Origin of the sequence: Bradyrhizobium sp. 186, from assembly GCF_023101685.1 — a bacterium.
Lineage (GTDB): Bacteria > Pseudomonadota > Alphaproteobacteria > Rhizobiales > Xanthobacteraceae > Bradyrhizobium.
The window spans coordinates 4313715-4332007 of sequence record NZ_CP082164.1 but is presented as its reverse complement, the minus strand read 5'-3'; the positions used below and the strand labels follow the sequence as shown (position 1 = coordinate 4332007).

The following is an 18293-nucleotide window of genomic DNA, read 5'->3' as shown; positions in this document are numbered from 1 at the left end:
GCGGTCGGTGACAGCCGTGTGTTTTCGATACGCCATCGACCAATAGATAGTCTACGACAGCGAACGACCTGATGTCGCAGTTTGTGCCCGTTTGGGACATGCCAACCGGCCCGGAAACTGTCCGCTTATCGAGGTAAACCGGAAGTGGCTCGCCCGCGGCCAAATTGGCGTTCTTGACTCCAATCGGACGTTGCGCGCGCCCCAAGACAGGAACTGTGGTATCCTCCGTCAAACGCGATGGGACGGTTCAATGAAGCGGCTGCCCCCTCGAATGGCGCGTCCTCGTGTCCTCGCCGGGCTCCGGGAGACAGCACAAAATGGCCTGGCACCCCACCTCTTAGGCGCTGCTCGGCCCGTGCCGACGAGGTGATCGAATCAGTACGCCAGGCTGCGATCCAGCCGGCGGAAGACCGGTCCGAGTAACGCGTAGCGCTCTCCCGGGTCTCGAGGAGGACCAGCGTCGTGAAACGGGACTTCGACATCATCGTCTATGGCGCGACGGGTTACACCGGCCGTCTCATCGCCGAATATCTGGCGACGTCCTATCGCGGCGACGATGCTCCGTCCTGGGCGATCGCCGGGCGCGCGACCGACAAGCTCCAGAAGGTGCGTGCCGACATCGGCGCACCAGACGATTTGCCTTTGGTGAAGGCGGATGCCGCCGAGCCGGCCAGCCTGCGTTCGATGTGCGAGCGTGCGGCCGTGATTATCACGACAGTCGGGCCCTATCAGCTCTACGGCCCCGAGCTTGTGGCGGCCTGCGCGGCCACGGGCACTGGTTATGTCGATCTGTGCGGCGAACCGGCGTGGATGCGGCGCATGATCGACGCCCATCACGAAGAGGCGAAACGGACCGGCGCGCGCATCGTCTTCTCCTGCGGCTTCGATTCCATCCCGTTCGATCTCGGCGTGCTCACGTTGCAGGAGAAGGCGCGCGAGAAATTCGGACGCCCGGCGCGGCGGGTCAAAGCCCGCCTGCGCAAGGTGAAAGGCGGTATGTCTGGCGGCACCGCGGCGAGCGCTCAGGCGACGTTGGCCGCCGCCGCGCGCGACCCGGCCCTGATCCGGCTGCTGACCGATCCCTTCGCGTTGACTCCCGGGTTCACCGGGCCGTCTCAGCCGTCGGGCCTTATCCCCGAATACGACCCGAGCATGAACGTGTGGCTCGTGCCGTTCCCCATGGCGCCGATCAACACCAAGAACGTGCACCGCACGAATTTCCTGTTGGGTCATCGCTACGGCAGGGACTTCGTTTACGACGAGATGATGGTCGCGCCGGGATTTGGGGAAATCGGTCGCGTGACGACTGAGACGTTCGCCACGATTGTTTCCTTGTTCCGGACCGGCGGTCTCAATCCCGGCGCAGGTCCGACTCGGGAAGAACGCGAGAAGGGCTTCTACGACATTCTTTTCCTGGGCGAGCTGCCGGATGGCGGACGGGTCGAGGCGGTAGTCACGGGCGACCGCGATCCGGGCTACGGTTCGACCAGCAAGATGATCGCCGAAAGCGCTCTCTGCCTCGTGCGCGACGTGCAGGGCGAGGGCGGCACCTGGACGCCCGGCGCGCTGATGGGCCCGGCGTTGCGTAAGCGTCTAAAGGAGCACGCCGGCCTCACCTTCAGCGCGCGTTGAGGTAACGCTCAGAACTGCAGCGGCGTGCTTGAGACATCCCCTCTGGCTCTGAGAATGTCCGATTATCGGGATAGCGACGAGCTCCATCGCAAGGTTGCACGATGAAGAAGGTAATCAACTCAGCACCGTCGCGCCGCCACTTTTTGCGGCTAACATCAATGGCTGCGGCATCCGCCCTGGCTCCAACGGTTTTGTGGGCCGAGCAGCAAGAAGCAGCGGATTCGGCCATATCCCAAGCCGTGCCGGCACGCATCGCCACGTTCGAGGAGGTATGGCGGACCGTGCGAGACCGCTTCTACGATCCGCACTTACACGGGCTCGATTGGGCGGCGGTCCAGGAACGTTACTTGCCGGACGCCACGCGGGCGAGTTCCGAAGAGGCGCTGGCCGGCGTCATCAATAGCATGCTCTCTGAGCTGCATGCTTCGCACACCCGCTACTACACAGCGTACGAACCAGAGTACTACCAGCTTTCCGATATCTTTGCTGGTGCGCTAAGGCGGCGCGGACTGCAACGCGCTTTTCCGAGTGGCCGTATCTCCTATCCCGGCATTGGCGTCCTCTCTCGTCTCGACATGCAGGGCCGCAGCATGATTACCGGTGTTATAGAAGGCACGCCGGCCCAACAAGCCGGCCTGCTCGCTGGCGATGTGATCGTCTTCGCCGAAGACGTACCGTTTCAGCCGGTCCAGTCATTCCGTGGCAAGGTTGGCAAGGAAGTCGTGCTGGGCCTGCGTCGTGCCAGCGCGTTTATGCAAATATCGGTTACCCCGGTCGATATTGAGCCCAACAAAATGTTCTTGGACGGCTTGAAGGCCAGTGCCCGTATAATACGGGCCAATGGCCGAAGCATCGGCTATGTTCATATCTGGTGCTACGCTGGCTTCGTGTACCAGCGGACGCTCGAGCATCTTCTATCGCAAAGTCCGCTGAACGACGCCGACGCGCTGATCTGGGACCTGCGCGATGGTTGGGGCGGCGCGATGCCCGAGTATCTTGATTTGTTCAACGCGCGAGCGCCGACAATGCAGGTCACTGATCGCAATGGCGCCGGCGAACTCCGGAACGTGAAGTGGCGCAAGCCTGTCGCCATGCTTGTCAACGGTGGCACCCGCAGCGGCAAGGAGATCCTTGCCTATGGCTTCAAGAAGTACCAGCTTGGCGAGGTCATCGGTACCCGGACCGAGGGAGCTGTCCTCGCTGCGACGGCATTTCTCATTGACGGCGGCTTGCTGTTACTCGCGGTCGGGGACGTGCAGGTCGACGGCGAGCGGCTGGAAGGCGTTGGCGTCGCACCCACGATCGAGGTCCAAGCTGACCCGGCCTCCATGGGTCTAGGTGATCCTCAACTCAATCGTGCAATCGCAGTCCTATCCGTGGCCTGATCCTCGGGAGGCAGCCCGCTGGCTCTGACACTGATCCGCGAGGATCGGACGCCACGAGTGAAATGCTGCGTTTCTTGCTTGAGCAATCGCTCCCCCGGCAGCCAGGTTAGAGTTAGCCCGCTCCTGGCCCTTCTGAGACCGCGGGTCTGGCCGAATGTCCAGTTTGCTCGCCCCAAGAGCAGCCTCCTCAACATCGCTCGTTGGGCCGATGGGGGACTCTTTGCAGTGTTCGTACTTTTCCAGCCTGTTCTGGGTAAGCGCGGCCACCCGCGCAAAACGCGAGCAATTGCTTCGCTCGTGAGGCCAAGCGCCGCACGGAAGCTCAGGTGGGTCAGGGATTTTCGCGCCCAAACACCGTTTGAGAAATCAACTGCTCAAGCGGTCGCTCTCGCTAAGCTATTGAAATGGTGGGCGCACCAGGGCTCGAACCTGGGACCCGCTGATTAAGAGTCAGAAAGCTTATGTGTAACAATTGCGCTGAAGACAGTCATTTAGGTCAATGGGTTACAGGCGAACTGTAAATAGGGCGGCCGGCAATTCCCCCAGTACTGGCTCAACGCACCGCGATTGGTGACCTATGATCTTCCCCCGAAAAAGTGGACGGGTTTAGGCGGCTTTTAGCTCCATCTCGATCGGGGCGGTATATCCGATGGCGGAATGGAGCCTGGTTCGGTTGTAGAAGCCCTCGATGAAGGCGAAGATATCGCGCTCGGCCTCGGCGCGGGTGTTGTAATTGCGATGATGGACGAGTTCGGTCTTCAAGGTATGGAAGAAGCTCTCCATCGGGGCATTGTCGTAGCAGTCGGCTTTGCGGCTCATCGATGCGGTGATGCCGGAACCCGCGAGAGCATCGCGATAGGCGCGTGGGGCATACTGCACGCCGCGATCGGAGTGGTGGATCAATCCGGCCTCGGGGCGTTGCTGCTGGATAGCCATCGTCAGTGCCGCGGATGCGAGTTCGACCTGCATATGATCCCGCATGGCCCAGCCGACGATCTTTCGGCTGAAGAGATCCATGACGGCCGCCAGATACAACCACCCTTCCGTGGTCGGGATGTAGGTGATATCGGCGAGCCAGACCCGGTTCGGGGCTCCCGCCGTGAAGTCGCGCGCGATCAGGTTTGGTGCGATCGGCAGGTCGTGACGGCTGTCGGTGGTGCGAACCCGGCGGGGTCGCGCCATGATCGCTCGAACGCCATACCGACGCATCAGCCGCTCGATCCGGCCGCGGCTGGCACCACGACCCTGCGTCCGCAGAGCGGCATGGACCCGTGGACTGCCATAGCGCTGACCGCTGTCCCGATGGACCTGCCGGATCGCAGCCAGGAGCGTGGCATTGGATTTTGTCCGCTCGCTCACCGGGCGCTCGCGCCAGGCGTAATAGCCGGCCGGCGAGACCTCGAGCACGGCGCACATCAACCGTACCGGATAGGTGTCGCGGTGGTCTTCAATGAAACGGAAGCTCATGTCCGGGTTCCGGCAAAGATCGCAATCGACTTCCTAAGAAACAGCCGGATTGGCATCCTCTCCCGGAATGGCCTGTAAGACGAAGCCTAGTGATTTGGCCCGTCGCTGAAGGTTAGAGAGGACGCGACTGCGATATTGTTGCTCATATTGGTCGGCGCCTGGGTCCTTGTAACTCATGCCGTGCCGAAGTGTGTTGTAGAACAAAACTGCGATCTTGCGGGCGGTCGCTGTTACGGCCTTCGACTTGCCGGCACGTGTGGCCAGCCGGCGATAGAATGCGCCGAGCGCTGTCTCGCTCCGCCCGACGGTTGTGGCTGCCAGACGCAACAGTGCGGCTGCCCGACTGGAGGATCGCCGGGTGCGCGAAGATAGCACCTTGCCACCGGAGATTTTGTTACCCGGTGCCAGGCAAAGCCAAGAGGTGAAGTGCTTAGCGCTCGGCCATGCCCTCAAATCTGTGCCGCACTCGCCGATAAGCTTTAATGCGAGCGACGGACCAAGCCCATGGATGTCAGTCAGATCGATGCCGAGCACGCCGTAGAGCGCGGTCCTAACATCGAAGGTAGGTGTGTTGACCTGCTTGGTCTTGATGCGTGGCTTGGATAGCTTTCCGACCGGCTTTGCCCCTTTGCTGCTCAATGCAGCTATCAGGACTTCGAGCTTGCGGTCGCAATCCAGCATCTTTGCCTGGTAGACGTCGTAGAGTTCTAGTGATTGGCTGAGGGCGAAGACATGTTCATCCCGGTCGTTGCCGACCAGTGCTGCGCGGATTGTCTCGGCCGAAGAATGGCACCGTACATCCCGGTAGGTTGCCAACACGTCAGGATTACGTTCGCCTGCAACAATAGCTCGGATAATCCGCATGCCCGTCGCGCCGGTGATATCCGAGACAACATGATGGAGTTGCAGGTTCATTTCCATCAGGGCCTTCTGCATATGCTGGATGTGGGCGGCGGCATATTCCACAAGCCGCTCTCGCTGGCGCAGATAGGCGCGCAGGGTTGCAATCTCGGCATCGGGTCGGAAGCTGCCGCGCAACAGGCCATAGGAATGAAGCTGGCGTAACCACGCGGCATCGCTGACATCGGTTTTGCGGCCAGGCACATTCTTGGCGAACCGAGCATTGACGAGAATTACATCAAACCCGCGCTGCTCCAGGATCTCATAGACCGGGATCCAATAGACCCCGGTGGATTCCATCGCAACACTGGTCACGCCACACGCTTTGAACCAATCCGCCAGTGATCCGATGTCGATGGCGGCGGCCCCGAAGTTGACCGGCTTGAACTCGGGGCGGTTATCGGTCGTCGTCTTGGGCATAGCATCCTCCGTTCAAATCGTGAGCAGGAGGGTCTGGGTTATGCCAATTGTCATCTTCCTAATCGGGATCGTCGCCGGAGCGGCGTCACCACTCTCAAGTCCGCATGCACCCATGGACCACGTTTTTTAACGGGGATTGTGCCTCCAATAAGCTGACGGCCGCTACCCTCCCGGCTGCAGACGATAGCACAAGGCTGTTTCTACACCGCACAGGCGTGCCACGGCCCTGGACAGTTTTTTAAAATGTCGCGCTCCATGCGCAGCCGTTCGTTCTCCTGACGCAACCGGGCGATCTCCGAAGCCTGGTCCGCCGACATCGGCGTCGCCTGCGTGGTGGGGCGCCACGCCGCCGATGCCGGCTCCTGCCGAAGCTTGCCAACCCAGCGTCGCAGCACCGAGTCGCGCAGACCGAGCTCCTTGGCCACCGACGTTTGAGCGACGGCTCGATACCACCAGTTCAACGGCCTGGCGCTTGTACTCTTCGGTAAATGACCGACGTTGACGTTCCATTCGACACCTCCGGGCTCAATGAGCCTACTACAGGTGTCCACTCATTCGGAGGAGGTTCACTACGCCAGCATACCGAATCTCGCGATATGGAAGTCGCCCCTACTAGCCTGGGTCCGTCACGTCTTTGCTCGTCACGTCAAGGAAGACGGTATGCAGGGGCGATCGGGATCATTGCTGCGGATGATCTCACGGCTGCGCGCCGTTCGCGTGCTCATGAGCGCGCCAGATCCGGCGGCACGAGAATCCTCACCTCTCCTCATCCTCACCGTCATCGTGCACGTGATGCTCCTCGCCATGTTGGAAGTGGATTTGCACAGCGCCGACCTCCAGTCCTTGGGGTTGATGGGCGATGCGTTTTCGGCCGCCCCGGTTTTTAAGAGCCCTTAGAGCCTGATAGGAACGGACGAGCTTCACATCGGTCGTCAGAGTTGCTCACAGCAAGCTGCATTGTGAGATAGGTGCAGCTTGTAAATCATGGAGTTGCGCATGAAAGCTTTTCTGCTCGGCTGCGCTGCGGCCATTGTGATCGCAATTGCAGCAATGGCTATGTTGGATCAGGTGCAGGAGCCCGTTGGGCGGCAACGCCGGCACTCAGATGGGCGGTTGGTTTCGGAAGGAGATCAACAGCCTGGAAGACCTCAGCGGGCTTAAAATACGGATTGGCGGCTGGGCCGGCAAAACGCTTTCCAAGCTAGGCACGGTCCCGCAGCAGATCGCGGGCGGAGACATCTATCCGGCATTGGAAAAAGGTACTATCGATGCGACCGAATGGGTCGGGCCCTACGACGACGAGAGCTCGGCTTCTACAAGGTCGCCAAATACCACTATTTCCCCGGATTGTGGGAAGGTGGTACGGCGCTGCACTTCTTCATGAATTTGGGCAAATGGGACGCCCTGTCGTAGATGGCGAGCAAGTGTTGCACCGAGAAGCAAAGCGTCGTTTCGCCATTACCGAACGAAGATGGAGAGTTGCTTTCCTGCGCGGTCGTCGAAGACGGACCAATGCATGCTCTTTACGCCGAATGGCAGCCCGTCTCGATAGCTTCGTCTGACCGGGATCTCGAAATCTGCGCATGCACTACGGTGGCATCGTCCATACGCATGCATTTCCTTGTCACAAGAACGGATCCACTCGCGTCGATCGTTGGGATAAGACGCACGCCGACATTCGACCGCCCCATTGGCGCAAATTGACTGACTCACGCTGGCGAGCAAGTGTTGCACCGAGAAGCAAAGCGTCGTTTCGCCATTACCGAACGAAGATGGAGAGTTGCTTTCCTGCGCGGTCGTCGAAGACGGACCAATGCATGCTCTTTACGCCGAATGGCAGCCCGTCTCGATAGCTTCGTCTGACCGGGATCTCGAAATCTGCGCATGCACTACGGTGGCATCGTCCATACGCATGCATTTCCTTGTCACAAGAACGGATCCACTCGCGTCGATCGTTGGGATAAGACGCACGCCGACATTCGACCGCCCCATTGGCGCAAATTGACTGACTCACGCTAGCTAGGCGCGCGGTCCGCGCCCAACGCTGAACGAGATGTCATTTCCATCACCTGCCGCAGAACTACGCGGTTCTTCAGAACCGCGAGGGTCTCGCGCGCAGATAACTCGTCAAACAGCTCCTCGAAGCTGTCGCTGTCCTCGATCTTGGCGCGGGCAATCGCGAGATCGACATCGATCGTGCCAGATTTTCGGCGCGGCGGCGGCAGCGATTCGATGTGTCGCCACAACAGCGCAGGGTTCCGTCGCAGCTCGTCGAGCGCGGCGGGCGCCTCGATGAAGCCGGACGAGGCAAGCTCCCTCGCCCTAACCAATACCTCAGGCGAGAGATTGTCCTCCGGCGTCGCAAACAGCCGTCCTATTCTCGTTGGCGACGAGGTAACGATTCCGATGGGAATGGCGAGCGCGAGACCGATAATCACCGGAGACATCCAGAGCAGCAACGGCACGGAGGTTGCGAAGGCACTGACCGCCATCACGATCCCACACAGCGTCGGGACTGTGAACTTGCGGCAAATCTCGTCCCGCGTGAGGCCGCCGTTGCTGCGCCGCTGAACCTGCCAGCCTCCATCCCGACCAACCAGAATCTCTGCCACCGCCGTGGACTGAAAGATCATCATTGATGGCGCGATCAGCGCCGCCAGCAGGATCTCCGCGACTACTGCCACCAAAACGCGAGTACCGCCACCAAAGGCACGCCGTTCCTCCCGGTGGGCGACCATGACGAGATAGGCCAGCAGCTTCGGCAGGATCAGAAGCCCCATCGTTGCGACAAAGACCCAGGCGGCAAGCACGGGGTCCTGGGCCGGCCAGGCGGGAAACAGCGCGAAGCCCTTGGGAAAGTATTCTGGGCGAACGAAATACGCCTGCAAGGAGATCAAGATACCGAGCAACAGAAACAATAGCCATAGCGGCGCGGTCAGATACGAGCCTATTCCGGTCAAGAGATGAAGCCGCGATACCCAATGCAAGCCTCGCGCGGGCAGCACGGCAATGTGCTGTAGGTTGCCTTGGCACCAGCGGCGATCACGCGCCGCGAAATCCAGCAGCGACGGTGGAATCTCCTCGAAACTGCCTCCCAAATTGGCTGCCATGAAGATTCCCCACCCGGCACGGCGCATTAGCGCGGCCTCGACGAAATCGTGGCTTAGTATGTGCCCGCCAAACGGCTTGCGTCCGTGCAGTTCCGGTAAGCCGGCTGCCTGCGCGAATGCCTGGACGCGGATGACGGCGTTGTGGCCCCAATAGTTGCTTTCCGAGCCGTACCACCAGGCGTTTCCCGCGGCGATCAACGGACCATAGAGGCGTCCGGCAAATTGCTGGAGGCGACTAAACAGACTCCGCGCGTTAATGATGACCGGGAGCGTCTGGATCAACGCGGCGTACGGATTGTCCTCCATCGCATGCACCAGCCGAACGACGGTGTCCCCGCTCATCAGGCTGTCGGCATCGAGGATAATCATATGGTCATAAGCACCACCGAAGCGCCTGACCCATTCGGCGATATTGCCGGATTTCCGGGCGGTATTGTCCGAGCGGTGCCGATAGAAGAGATGGCCGACACTACAGGCCCGCTGCAGTTCTATGAACGCAAGCTCCTCAGCGATCCAGACGTTGGGATCGGTCGTATCGCTGAGCAGAAACCAGTCGAAACGCTGAGCCGTTCCGGTGGCTTCGAGCGACTCATACATGGCGCGCAGCCGTGCCATGACGTGATGCGGATCCTCGTTGTAGATGGGCAGCAGCATGGCCGTGCGAGTCGAGATCGCGGGTACCGGTCCTTCATTGTCGATCGGCAGGACATCTCGGCCTCTCGCCAGCAGCAAGAAGAAGCCGGCCAGCGTCGACATGAACGAAAATGCAATCCAGGCAAACAGGACCAAGAACAGCGCTAGCACCAGTCCTTCCAGCACCGTGATCCCGCCGACCTGAAGCACTTCGTACATCCCGTAAGCACCTGCTGCGGTGAGAGCCACTGTGCCAGTCAAGATGAGGATGCGCCGCCCCGTAAAGCCTTGGCCGCACCTGCACGGCGTTGACTCGGGTATCCGATCCAGACGACAGGCCGGCATGGCGATCGGGTTTTCAGCGGGCAAGTAGCACTCGCCTTCGACAAGCTCGAGCGCGGGCGATGTCCTCATGGTGTCCATCGATATATCCAAACCTCCGAGATGGGGTCCTCGCCCTCGTTCAAGACCGCCCGCAATTCGATCGGCGCTGCTTTGATCGCGCATTGAAAGCTCAGGCGCCAGCCACCGGTTTCGAGATTTGGCTGGCTGACAACATTGGTGATCTCGGCTTTCTCGGCACTGATCACGCCCCTGACCTTCTCAGGATCTACGGCCTTCAGCCTGTCCCCGACGAGTTCGAGCACGAACAGCTTGCTGCTTTCGCCGCGCGCACCGACACCGGTGCGAGCAAACCGCGCCAGTGAATTGGGTTTCGGAGCGTCAGGGCCCCAATGCATCCGATATGTGAGGCTGATCTCGCTTTTGGCTTTGATCGGTTCCTTAGGCCGCCAGAATGCCGCGATATTGTCGTGAATCTCGTCCTTGGTCGGGATTTCGAACAGCACGACAGCGCCTTCACCCCAACCTCCAATCGGCTCGAGCCAGAGGCTCGGCCGGCGTTCAAATCGAGATTCGATGTCCTGATACGCGAAGAAGTTCCTTTCTCGCTGCATAAGACCAAATCCGCGCGGATTGAGATCGTTGAACGTGCTCACCTGGAGATCACGCGAATTGTTCAGCGGACGCCAGAGCTGCTCGCCCTTGCCATTAAAGATCGCCAGACCATCCGAATCGTGCACCGCCGGGCGAAAGTCATCGACATCCTTGCGATCATTCGGGCCGAAGAAGAACATGCTTGTCATCGGCGCGAAGCCAGCATGCTGAAGGTCGACGCGCGGATACAACGACATCTCAACGTCGAAGACGGTCGTCTTGCCAGGTCTGATCGTGAAGCGGTAGCCGGCTGTTGCGCTCTTGCTGTCGAGCAATGCGTGAACGACCATTGATGTGGCGTGGCGCGCGGGCTTCTCCAGCCAAAATGCCTTGAAGACGGGAAATTCCTCTCCCTTCGCCTCGGCGGTATCGATCGACAGACCGCGTGCGGATAGGCCGTACGTCTCGCCCCTCGCGACGGCGCGGAAGTAACTGGCGCCGAGAAATACGCAAACCTCGTCATAGTAGTCCGTCCGACTAATCGGCGCGTGCACGCGAAAGCCCGCAAACCCCAGGTCGGCGTCCGGCACTTGGCCGACCTTCTCCCCGAACGAAAACTCATCGCGCCGATATCGGATTGGAGCGGCGCGCCCGTTGGCGACCTCGTACAGGCCGACCCTGTTCTTGTACAAGAAGCCGCGATGAAAAAACTGCACCTCGAACGGCAGTCCCTCACTGCGCCAGAGGGCCCGCTCGGGCAGAAACCGAATAGAGCGGTACTGGTCGTAGTCGAGGTCTTTGATCGCATCCGGGAGCTTCTCGTCCGGAGCTTCAAACGGCTTGGCCGCAAGATTGCGGGCGAGCTCGCGCACGTATGAACCGTTGAAGGGCACTTCAGCCCCCAGGGCGAACGCTCCACGGGAAAAGGCAGTCGTCAACGGCAGCGCGGCCGAGGCTTCCAAGAACTTGCGGCGATTCAAACGTCAATCCTGTTCGGGTTCCCACACATCGAGAAAGCAACTTTCTTGGGATCGCCGGGTTCCATCGACGGCAGGACGGCAGCGACTGGCGCTGGAAAGCGGCAACATGTGCGGGTCAGGCGGCGTCGCTGCGCGCCGCGGGCTGGCGATTCTCGGAATCTCTCCTTCGAACACTGAGGCTTCGCAACCTCAGTTTCCTCGATTCAGACCAGATGGACAACCTCCTGAAAGACCACAAGGGGCGGCCCGGCGACTCCAGATAGCGGACCTGGAGCCACTGGCCGTCTTCCATGTTTTCCGTCACTTCGGCGACGATGCCGTTCTGCAACTTCAGCCTCGTTCCCACCGCAACAGCCGTGACATCGATCATTTCGGCATCCCCAACCCGTTCAGAAAAACGTGGTCAGATTTTTAGCCAGCAGGATGCTCTGCTCAAGCAGTATCTCGCGTCTGTCGATCTTCCAGCCCCGGTCGGTCAGGCGCAACGTGTCGTGGCGGCGCCCGACAAAGGTGTAGGTCTCGTATTCGACCCGGTTCTGGTAGACCAGAAAGCGCGAGGTGACATCGAGTTCGCGTGCGTCGTCGAGTTGCGGCCGCGTCGCCTTGATCTGGACATTGCTCACCATGTGGGTGATCCGCGACAGCGGCTCCTCGGCATAGTGAACGCCGGTCAGACTCTGATCGACGCGCTTGGTGAGGGTCCATTTATCCTCATCGAACCAGCTGATGCCTTCGCCCTGGCGCGTGTTTTCACGTGCAGCTTGCTGGCCGAACTTCACATTGCGCCGGATCGGCATGAAGTAGGTAGTGTCCTCGGCGAGCAGGTCGAGCCACTCGCGAAAGCGCCGTTCGTCGAGCAAGTCGGCCTCATGGCAATAGAAATCCTCGACATCGGCCTTCAGCCGGTAATAGGCCGTAGATCTTTCGAGTGACGAATTGGCGGTCGGTCCGGCGGGTGCCCGCTTCTGATTCTCAATGGTCGCAGTCATGGCTTTTCCTCCAAGATCACGGAGTTGGTTTTGCGGGGATCGGGCCGCCCTGCTGCGCGAAGCAGCCGACATCGATCACGGTGCCCGACAACGTTTCCGCCTCCAATGACAGCAGGAAGGCAACGACATTGGCGATGTCGTCACCGGTTGCGACCCGGCCAGCGGCCGTGCCGGGCGCGCCCCTGCCGAACCGCGCGGCATCGCCGCCGACGCGGCCGAGGCTCATGCCGCTGATTATGCCGCCGCCACCGGGACTCACGGTGTTGACGCGGATGCGGTGATGAAAGAAATCGTAGGCCATCGCCGTGCTGAGTGCGGCGACGCCGCCCTTGCTCGCACTGTAGACCGCCATGTTGGGCTTGCCCCAGCCGGCGTCGGAGCCGATGTTGACGATCGAGCCCCCGCCCTGCGTGCGGGACGGCGGCGCGGCTCGTCAGATAAGGGCCCTTGAGATTGACGGCGATGATCCGGTCGAAGACCGCCTCATCGGTGTCGAGCACGGTGCCGAGCGGACCGATCGCCGCATTGTTGACGACGGCGTCGATGCGGCCAAAGCGCGCCAGCGCATGCTCGATCACCTTGGCGACGTCGGCCGAAAGCGAGACATCCGCTTCCATGAGTTCCGCGGCAAGGCCGCGCTGCGCAAGTTCCTCGCGGAGCGAGGGGATCGCATTCCGCGCCGTGCTGGAGACCTGCGGCGCTTCCAGCCCGAACGCCACGACCGAGTGGCCGCGTTGCGCGAGACCCAGCGTTATCGCCCGGCCGATGCGCATATCGCAAGACGATTCGATCTTTCCGTCATTGGCCAATTTGAAAGGAACCGGGATCATCGAACCACGAATATCGTCCTTGAGGCAGCGCTGTTCGAATCCGGAAGACCGGTGCTCATCGTACCATTTATTCAGATGGACCGCCTCAAACTCGATCATGTCATGGTATGCTGGGATGGCAGCCGGGCAGCCGCCCGAGCGGCCGCCGATGCCATGCCGTTTCTTACCCGCTCCGGCACGACGAGTATTGTCGTTGCGGACACTCAGAGCGCCAAAAGCGCCGACCTTCCGGGTACGGATATCGCGACCCACCTGACCCGTCACGGAGTAAACGCCACGATTGAGCACATTCCCACCAGCAAGATCGATGTTTCCAATGCAATCCTGTCATATGCAGCCGATACAGGTGCCGACCTCATTGTCATGGGCGGGTACGGGCATTCCCGGCTGCGGGAATTTATTCTTGGCGGAACGACACGTGGTATGCTTGCTTCGATGACCAAACCCACGTTGATGTCGCACTGATCGGATGCCGGTGTGAGACAAACCACAGTCTGGTCTTGCGCCGCGGATCGCGCGGCGGGCCCACTCAACGGGGGCCGATCACTCAGCGTCACCATCTAAGCGAGCCAGCGTTTGCGCCGCTTGTAGTGCTTCCCATCGCGGAATGATTTGCGCTTGTCCCCGGCGACGCCAAGATAGAACTCCTTGACATCCTCATTTGCGGCGAGCGCCCTGGCCTCGCCATCCATCACCACGCGGCCATTTTCGAGGATATATCCGTAGTTGGCGTATTTAAGTGCCATATTGGTGTTCTGCTCGGCGAGAAGAAACGAGACACCCGCCTTGACGTTCAGATCCTTCACTATCTCGAAGATCTCTTCGACGATCTGCGGCGCGAGGCCCATCGAAGGCTCGTCGAGCAGGATCATCTTCGGGCGCGACATCAGCGCACGGCCGATCACGCACATCTGCTGTTCGCCGCCCGACGTATAGCCGGCGGTCGAACTACGCCGCTCCCCGAGACGGGGGAAATAGGCATAGACTCGCTCCAGATCCTGCGCGATCGCGGCCTTTCCGTCCCTGCGCGTGAAGGCGCCGGTCAGGAGATTCTCTTCGACCGTGAGGTGAGCGAAGCAACGCCGTCCCTCCATCACCTGAATGCAGCCGCGCCGCACCACATCGTTTGGCGACAGGGACTGCACTTCGACGCCGTCGAACAGGATCGAGCCCTTGGTGACCTCGCCGCGCTCCGCATGAAGCAGATTGGAGACCGCCTTCAGCGTTGTTGTCTTGCCCGCACCATTGGCGCCGAGAAGCGCGACAATTCCGCCCCGCGGCACATCCAGTGATACACCCTTCAACACGAGGATGACGTGATCGTAGACAACCTCGATATTGTTGACCGACAGAAACAGCGCTGCCGCTTCTGTCGCCGTGGCGGCCTTGGGGCTTGACACGCTGCTCCCTCCAGACGGTTGCGGCTCTCGGGATATCCGGGAGGAGGCGAACGCTCCTCCCGGATCGCCGAGATGTGTTCAGCTTTCTTTCGAGCAGTCGCGCGGCTGTATCTTCTTCTCCGCGGCATACTTCGCGGAGACTTCGTCGACGAGCGGTTCGGTCTCGGATTGGTTGGCCGTGTACCAGTCGGAGATGACTTTCCAGCCCTTGCCGTCCCACTGCTGTACGCGCCCTTCCCGCGCGCCCTCGTGGTCGGAGCAGGAAATCTTGATCGGCTTCAACATACCCTCGAAGCCGAGTTCCTTGAGACGTGCTTCAGACAGGTTGAGGTTCTCAAGACCCCAACGGACCTGCTCGCCCGTCAGCGGCTTCTTGCCGAACTTTTCCTGCGCCGTGCGGATCGCCTCCACGCCGAGCATGGCATTCACCATGCCGCGGTTGTAGAGAACCTCGCCGACCTTGCCAGGCTCCGACGATCCTTTGCCCCTTGCATACACGTACTTCTCGAGGTCGGCATGCACGGGAAATTTGCCCGCACCATGTTGAAGCATCAGCGATTTGTAGCCGGCGGCTTGATCGCCGGCGGGCGTTACATCCGGCTCTGCGCCGGACCACCAGACACCGATCATCTTGTCGCGCGGATAAGCAACGCCCGCCGCTTCCTTGACTGCCGTGCCGTTCATGACGCCCCAGCCCCAGACCAAGACATAGTCCGGTCGGTTCTGGCGGATCGCCAGCCATTGCGACTTCTGTTCGACACCGGGGTGCGTGACCGGGATCGGCGTGAACTCAAAGCCGTACTTCTTTGCCAGCACCTGCAGCATTGGGATCGGCTCCTTGCCGTATGGGCTGTCGTGATAGAGCAGCGAAATCTTCTTGCCTTTCAGCTTGTCGAAGCCGCCGACCTCCTTGGCGATGTGCTGGATCGCGATATCGGCAGCCGACCAGTACGTGCCGAGCAGCGGGAAATTGTACGCAAACACGGCTCCGTTTTTGGAATCGGCGCGGCCATAGCCCATCGTGATAATCGGGATCTTGTCAGTCGTGGTCTTCTCGGTGAGGGCGAAGGTAATGCCGGTCGACAGCGGATTGACAAAAGCCGCGCCGGTCGGGCCCTTCCCTTTGAGACGCTCGTAACATTCAACGCCCTTGTCCGTGGCGTATCCGGTTTCGCATTCCTCGACCAAGAGCTTGATGCCGTTGATGCCGCCGTCACGCTCGTTGATAAGGTTGTAATAGTCGGCCACACCGTTTGCATACGGCACGCCATTCACGGCGTACGCGCCCGTCCGGTAGGATAGTATCGGGATGAACTGCTCGTTCTGCGCTGCAGCAGGAGAGGCAAACGCTCCGCCTGAAAGTATGGCTGCCGCCAGCATCAGTTTGTTGCGTACCATATTGGTGTCCTCCTCATTCAGCCCGGTTTTTTTGCCGTACCGGGTCTAATTTTTGCGGAGCTTCCTTCCTCCTTTTGCCAACGACCGCCGCTCCGCGTTGCGATCTTCGGCTTCCGTCGCACTGACCGCCCCTTCAGTAGGGAAACGGCCAAAGTCTGAGCTTCTCCTTGCCAATCGATATGAGCCGGGCAAACCCGTGTGGCTCCTTGATGAGAAGATAGCAGATCAACGATCCAAAGATGATGAATTCCAGATGAGTAATCGTCTCTGTCGACAGCGGCACACCGAGCTGGGTTGGAATCCGGTTCAGCATGATCGGCAGAATGAGGATAAAGGCCGCACCGACGAACGAACCCATGATCGATCCCAACCCGCCGATGATCACCATGAACAGAAGCTGCAGCGAACGGTCGATCGAGAAGGCCAGCGGCTCCCACGAGCCCAGATAGACGAACGCCCAGAGTGCGCCCGCCACGCCGATGATAAATGAAGAGACCGCAAAAGCCGTGAGCTTTGCGTAGAGTGGCCGGATGCCGATCAGCTCGGCGGCTATGTCCATGTCGCGGATTGCCATCCATTGTCTGCCGAGATTGCCGCGAACGAGGTTCTTCGCCAGAACCGCGAACACGGTTACGAAGATCAGGCACAGCAGATAGCGCTCGATCGGCGTACGCAAAATCAGACCGAAGAAATTCAGTTCCGGTGCATTGACTGACCCTGAGGGCGCGTAATTGGTAAACCATGGCACCCGCAGGAACACCCAGTCGAAGAAGAACTGCGCTGCGAGCGTTGCGACCGCCAGATAAAGGCCCTTGATCCGTAGACTGGGGATACCGAAGAGGATTCCGACAATCGCCGCCGTGAGCCCGCCCAGCAATATGGATGACAGCACGGGCAGCGGCGGGATCGAAATCGCGAAGCCAAGCCAGGCAAGCGGAATATGAACGCCGGTCCCCAGCTTGTAGGCAGAATAGGCGCCGATGGCCATGAACGCGCCGCTTCCGAGCGAGATCTGGCCGCAATAACCGACGAGAACGTTTGCGCCGATTGCGGCGAGCGCGAGGATCAGGAAGGGCAGCAGAATGGCCCACAGCAGATACTCGCTGGCGAACGGCCAAATGTGGAAAGTCGCCAGCACCGGCACCCCGATGAAGGCGATCCCGAGCAGGATACAGAGCGCAATACGATCCTGGCGGATCGGGAAGATCGCCATGTCCTCCGCGTAGGTCGTTTTGAATTGGCCTGCCTCGCGATAAAGCACAACTGGCTCCTCGTCTCAGATACGTTCGATGATCCGCTCGCCAAACAGCCCCTGCGGCCGCACGAGCAGCACTGCCAACGCCAGCACATAGGCGAACCAATATTCGATGCCGCCACCTATATGCGACCCCAGGAACACCTCGGCGATCTTCTCGCCTGCCCCCACAATGAGCCCGCCGACGATGGCTCCCGGAATGGAGGTCAAGCCCCCGATGATGAGAACCGGCAAGGCCTTCAGCGCGAGAAAGGTAATGGAGAACTGTACGCCCAGCTTGGTACCCCACACAGTCGCCGCAACCAGCGCAACGAGACCGGCAGCAAGCCAGACCACGAACCAGATCCAGCTGATTGGAATCCCGACCGACTGAGCGGCCAAGTGGTCGTCGGCAACCGCCCTGAGTGCGCGACCGGTCTTGGTGCGCTGGAAGAATATCGCGAGGCCCGCAACCAGAATGCCGGCGATAAAGCCGCCCCAGACATCCAGCTTGTTGACCAGAATTCCACCCGGAAACTGACTTTCGAACAGGAGCCAGACGTCCGTCGGGAACAGTCGCAACGGGTAAACATCGGAACCGAAGATCATCTGCGCCGCACCCTCGAGGATGAATGTCACGCCGATGGTGGACATGAACAACGTGAGGGCGTCCTGATTGACAAGGGGTCCGATCACCAACCGCTCGATCAGCCAAGCCGTTATCGCCATGATCACGGCAGCGAAGCCTATGCCGAGGATGATCGCAGCCCAAAGCGAGAGGCCCCAGGCCACCAGTAGGTCGAGCGAGCGAACCAGCGCAAGCCCGGCGAGCAAGACCATTGCGCCTTGCGCAAAGTTAAAGACGCCCGATGCTTTGAAGATCAGCACGAAGCCGAGCGCGACCAGCGAATACAGCACGCCGGACATCAATCCGCCGATCAGCACTTCAAGAAATTGACCCAACGCGATCACGCAATGC

14 protein-coding genes and 3 pseudogenes are annotated in these 18293 nt (G+C 60.4%); 5 read left to right on the top strand and 12 right to left on the bottom strand.

Going from position 1 to position 18293, the window contains the following annotated elements; all coding sequences use genetic code 11:
• Nucleotides 1–462: 462 nt before the first annotated feature.
• Complete coding sequence (locus IVB18_RS20600; RefSeq protein ID WP_247990810.1) at nt 463–1632, top strand: saccharopine dehydrogenase NADP-binding domain-containing protein; 1170 nt, start codon at nt 463–465, stop codon at nt 1630–1632.
• A gap of 101 nt (nt 1633–1733) precedes the next feature.
• Complete coding sequence (locus tag IVB18_RS20595; RefSeq protein ID WP_247990809.1) at nt 1734–3017, top strand: S41 family peptidase; 1284 nt, start codon at nt 1734–1736, stop codon at nt 3015–3017.
• 606 nt (nt 3018–3623) lie between these two features.
• On the opposite strand, the pseudogene IVB18_RS20590 reads toward IVB18_RS20595, so the two are convergent.
• From IVB18_RS20590 to IVB18_RS20580, 3 genes and pseudogenes are all read right to left on the bottom strand, one after another.
• Nucleotides 3624–4487, bottom strand: a pseudogene (locus IVB18_RS20590) (IS3 family transposase); the annotation flags it as partial.
• A gap of 30 nt (nt 4488–4517) precedes the next feature.
• Entirely contained in the window at nt 4518–5804 is a 1287-nt protein-coding gene (locus IVB18_RS20585; protein WP_247990808.1) for an IS110 family transposase, read from the bottom strand.
• 200 nt (nt 5805–6004) lie between these two features.
• On the bottom strand, nt 6005–6229 hold the full coding sequence (locus tag IVB18_RS20580) for a hypothetical protein (RefSeq protein WP_247990807.1): 225 nt from the start codon (nt 6227–6229) through the stop codon (nt 6005–6007).
• Nucleotides 6230–6464: 235 nt separating this feature from the next.
• Here IVB18_RS20580 and IVB18_RS20575 point away from each other — a divergent pair, with 235 nt between their 5' ends.
• Nucleotides 6465–6701, top strand: a complete 237-nt coding sequence (locus IVB18_RS20575) for a hypothetical protein (protein WP_247990806.1) — start codon at nt 6465–6467, stop codon at nt 6699–6701.
• Between the two features lie 190 nt (nt 6702–6891).
• Nucleotides 6892–7211 (top strand): annotated as a pseudogene (locus IVB18_RS20570) (ABC transporter substrate-binding protein); the annotation flags it as partial.
• Nucleotides 7212–7819: 608 nt separating this feature from the next.
• Here IVB18_RS20570 and mdoH read toward each other — a convergent pair.
• From mdoH to IVB18_RS20545, 5 genes and pseudogenes are all read right to left on the bottom strand, one after another.
• Nucleotides 7820–9970, bottom strand: coding sequence for a glucans biosynthesis glucosyltransferase MdoH (gene mdoH, locus IVB18_RS20565; protein WP_247990805.1), 2151 nt, complete (start codon nt 9968–9970; stop codon nt 7820–7822).
• Nucleotides 9958–11463, bottom strand: a complete 1506-nt coding sequence (locus IVB18_RS20560) for a glucan biosynthesis protein G (protein WP_247990804.1) — start codon at nt 11461–11463, stop codon at nt 9958–9960. Before IVB18_RS20560 ends, mdoH begins: the two co-directional genes overlap by 13 nt.
• Before the next feature lie 115 nt (nt 11464–11578).
• Nucleotides 11579–11833 (bottom strand): hypothetical protein, encoded by a 255-nt coding sequence (locus IVB18_RS20555; protein WP_247990803.1) that lies wholly within the window; start codon nt 11831–11833, stop codon nt 11579–11581.
• Nucleotides 11834–11852: 19 nt separating this feature from the next.
• Nucleotides 11853–12452 carry a 3-phenylpropionate/cinnamic acid dioxygenase subunit beta gene (locus IVB18_RS20550; protein ID WP_247990802.1) on the bottom strand — a complete coding sequence of 200 codons (600 nt, stop codon included), beginning with the start codon at nt 12450–12452 and terminating at the stop codon, nt 11853–11855.
• Nucleotides 12453–12468: 16 nt separating this feature from the next.
• Nucleotides 12469–13225: pseudogene (locus tag IVB18_RS20545) on the bottom strand (SDR family oxidoreductase).
• A 132-nt stretch (nt 13226–13357) separates the two neighbouring features.
• Here IVB18_RS20545 and IVB18_RS20540 point away from each other — a divergent pair.
• Nucleotides 13358–13747 carry a universal stress protein gene (locus IVB18_RS20540; RefSeq protein ID WP_346732671.1) on the top strand — a complete coding sequence of 130 codons (390 nt, stop codon included), beginning with the start codon at nt 13358–13360 and terminating at the stop codon, nt 13745–13747.
• A gap of 95 nt (nt 13748–13842) precedes the next feature.
• Here IVB18_RS20540 and IVB18_RS20535 read toward each other — a convergent pair whose 3' ends face one another.
• From IVB18_RS20535 to IVB18_RS20520, 4 genes are all read right to left on the bottom strand, one after another.
• Nucleotides 13843–14682, bottom strand: coding sequence for an ABC transporter ATP-binding protein (locus tag IVB18_RS20535; RefSeq protein ID WP_247990801.1), 840 nt, complete (start codon nt 14680–14682; stop codon nt 13843–13845).
• 78 nt (nt 14683–14760) lie between these two features.
• A complete protein-coding gene (locus IVB18_RS20530) occupies nt 14761–16080 on the bottom strand; it encodes an ABC transporter substrate-binding protein (RefSeq protein WP_247990800.1) in 1320 nt (439 codons plus the stop codon).
• Nucleotides 16081–16213: 133 nt separating this feature from the next.
• Nucleotides 16214–17341: a branched-chain amino acid ABC transporter permease gene (locus tag IVB18_RS20525; RefSeq protein ID WP_247990799.1), complete on the bottom strand. Its 1128-nt coding sequence runs from the start codon at nt 17339–17341 to the stop codon at nt 16214–16216.
• A gap of 15 nt (nt 17342–17356) precedes the next feature.
• On the bottom strand, nt 17357–18286 hold the full coding sequence (locus IVB18_RS20520; protein ID WP_256476978.1) for a branched-chain amino acid ABC transporter permease: 930 nt from the start codon (nt 18284–18286) through the stop codon (nt 17357–17359).
• Between the last annotated feature and the right edge of the window lie 7 nt (nt 18287–18293).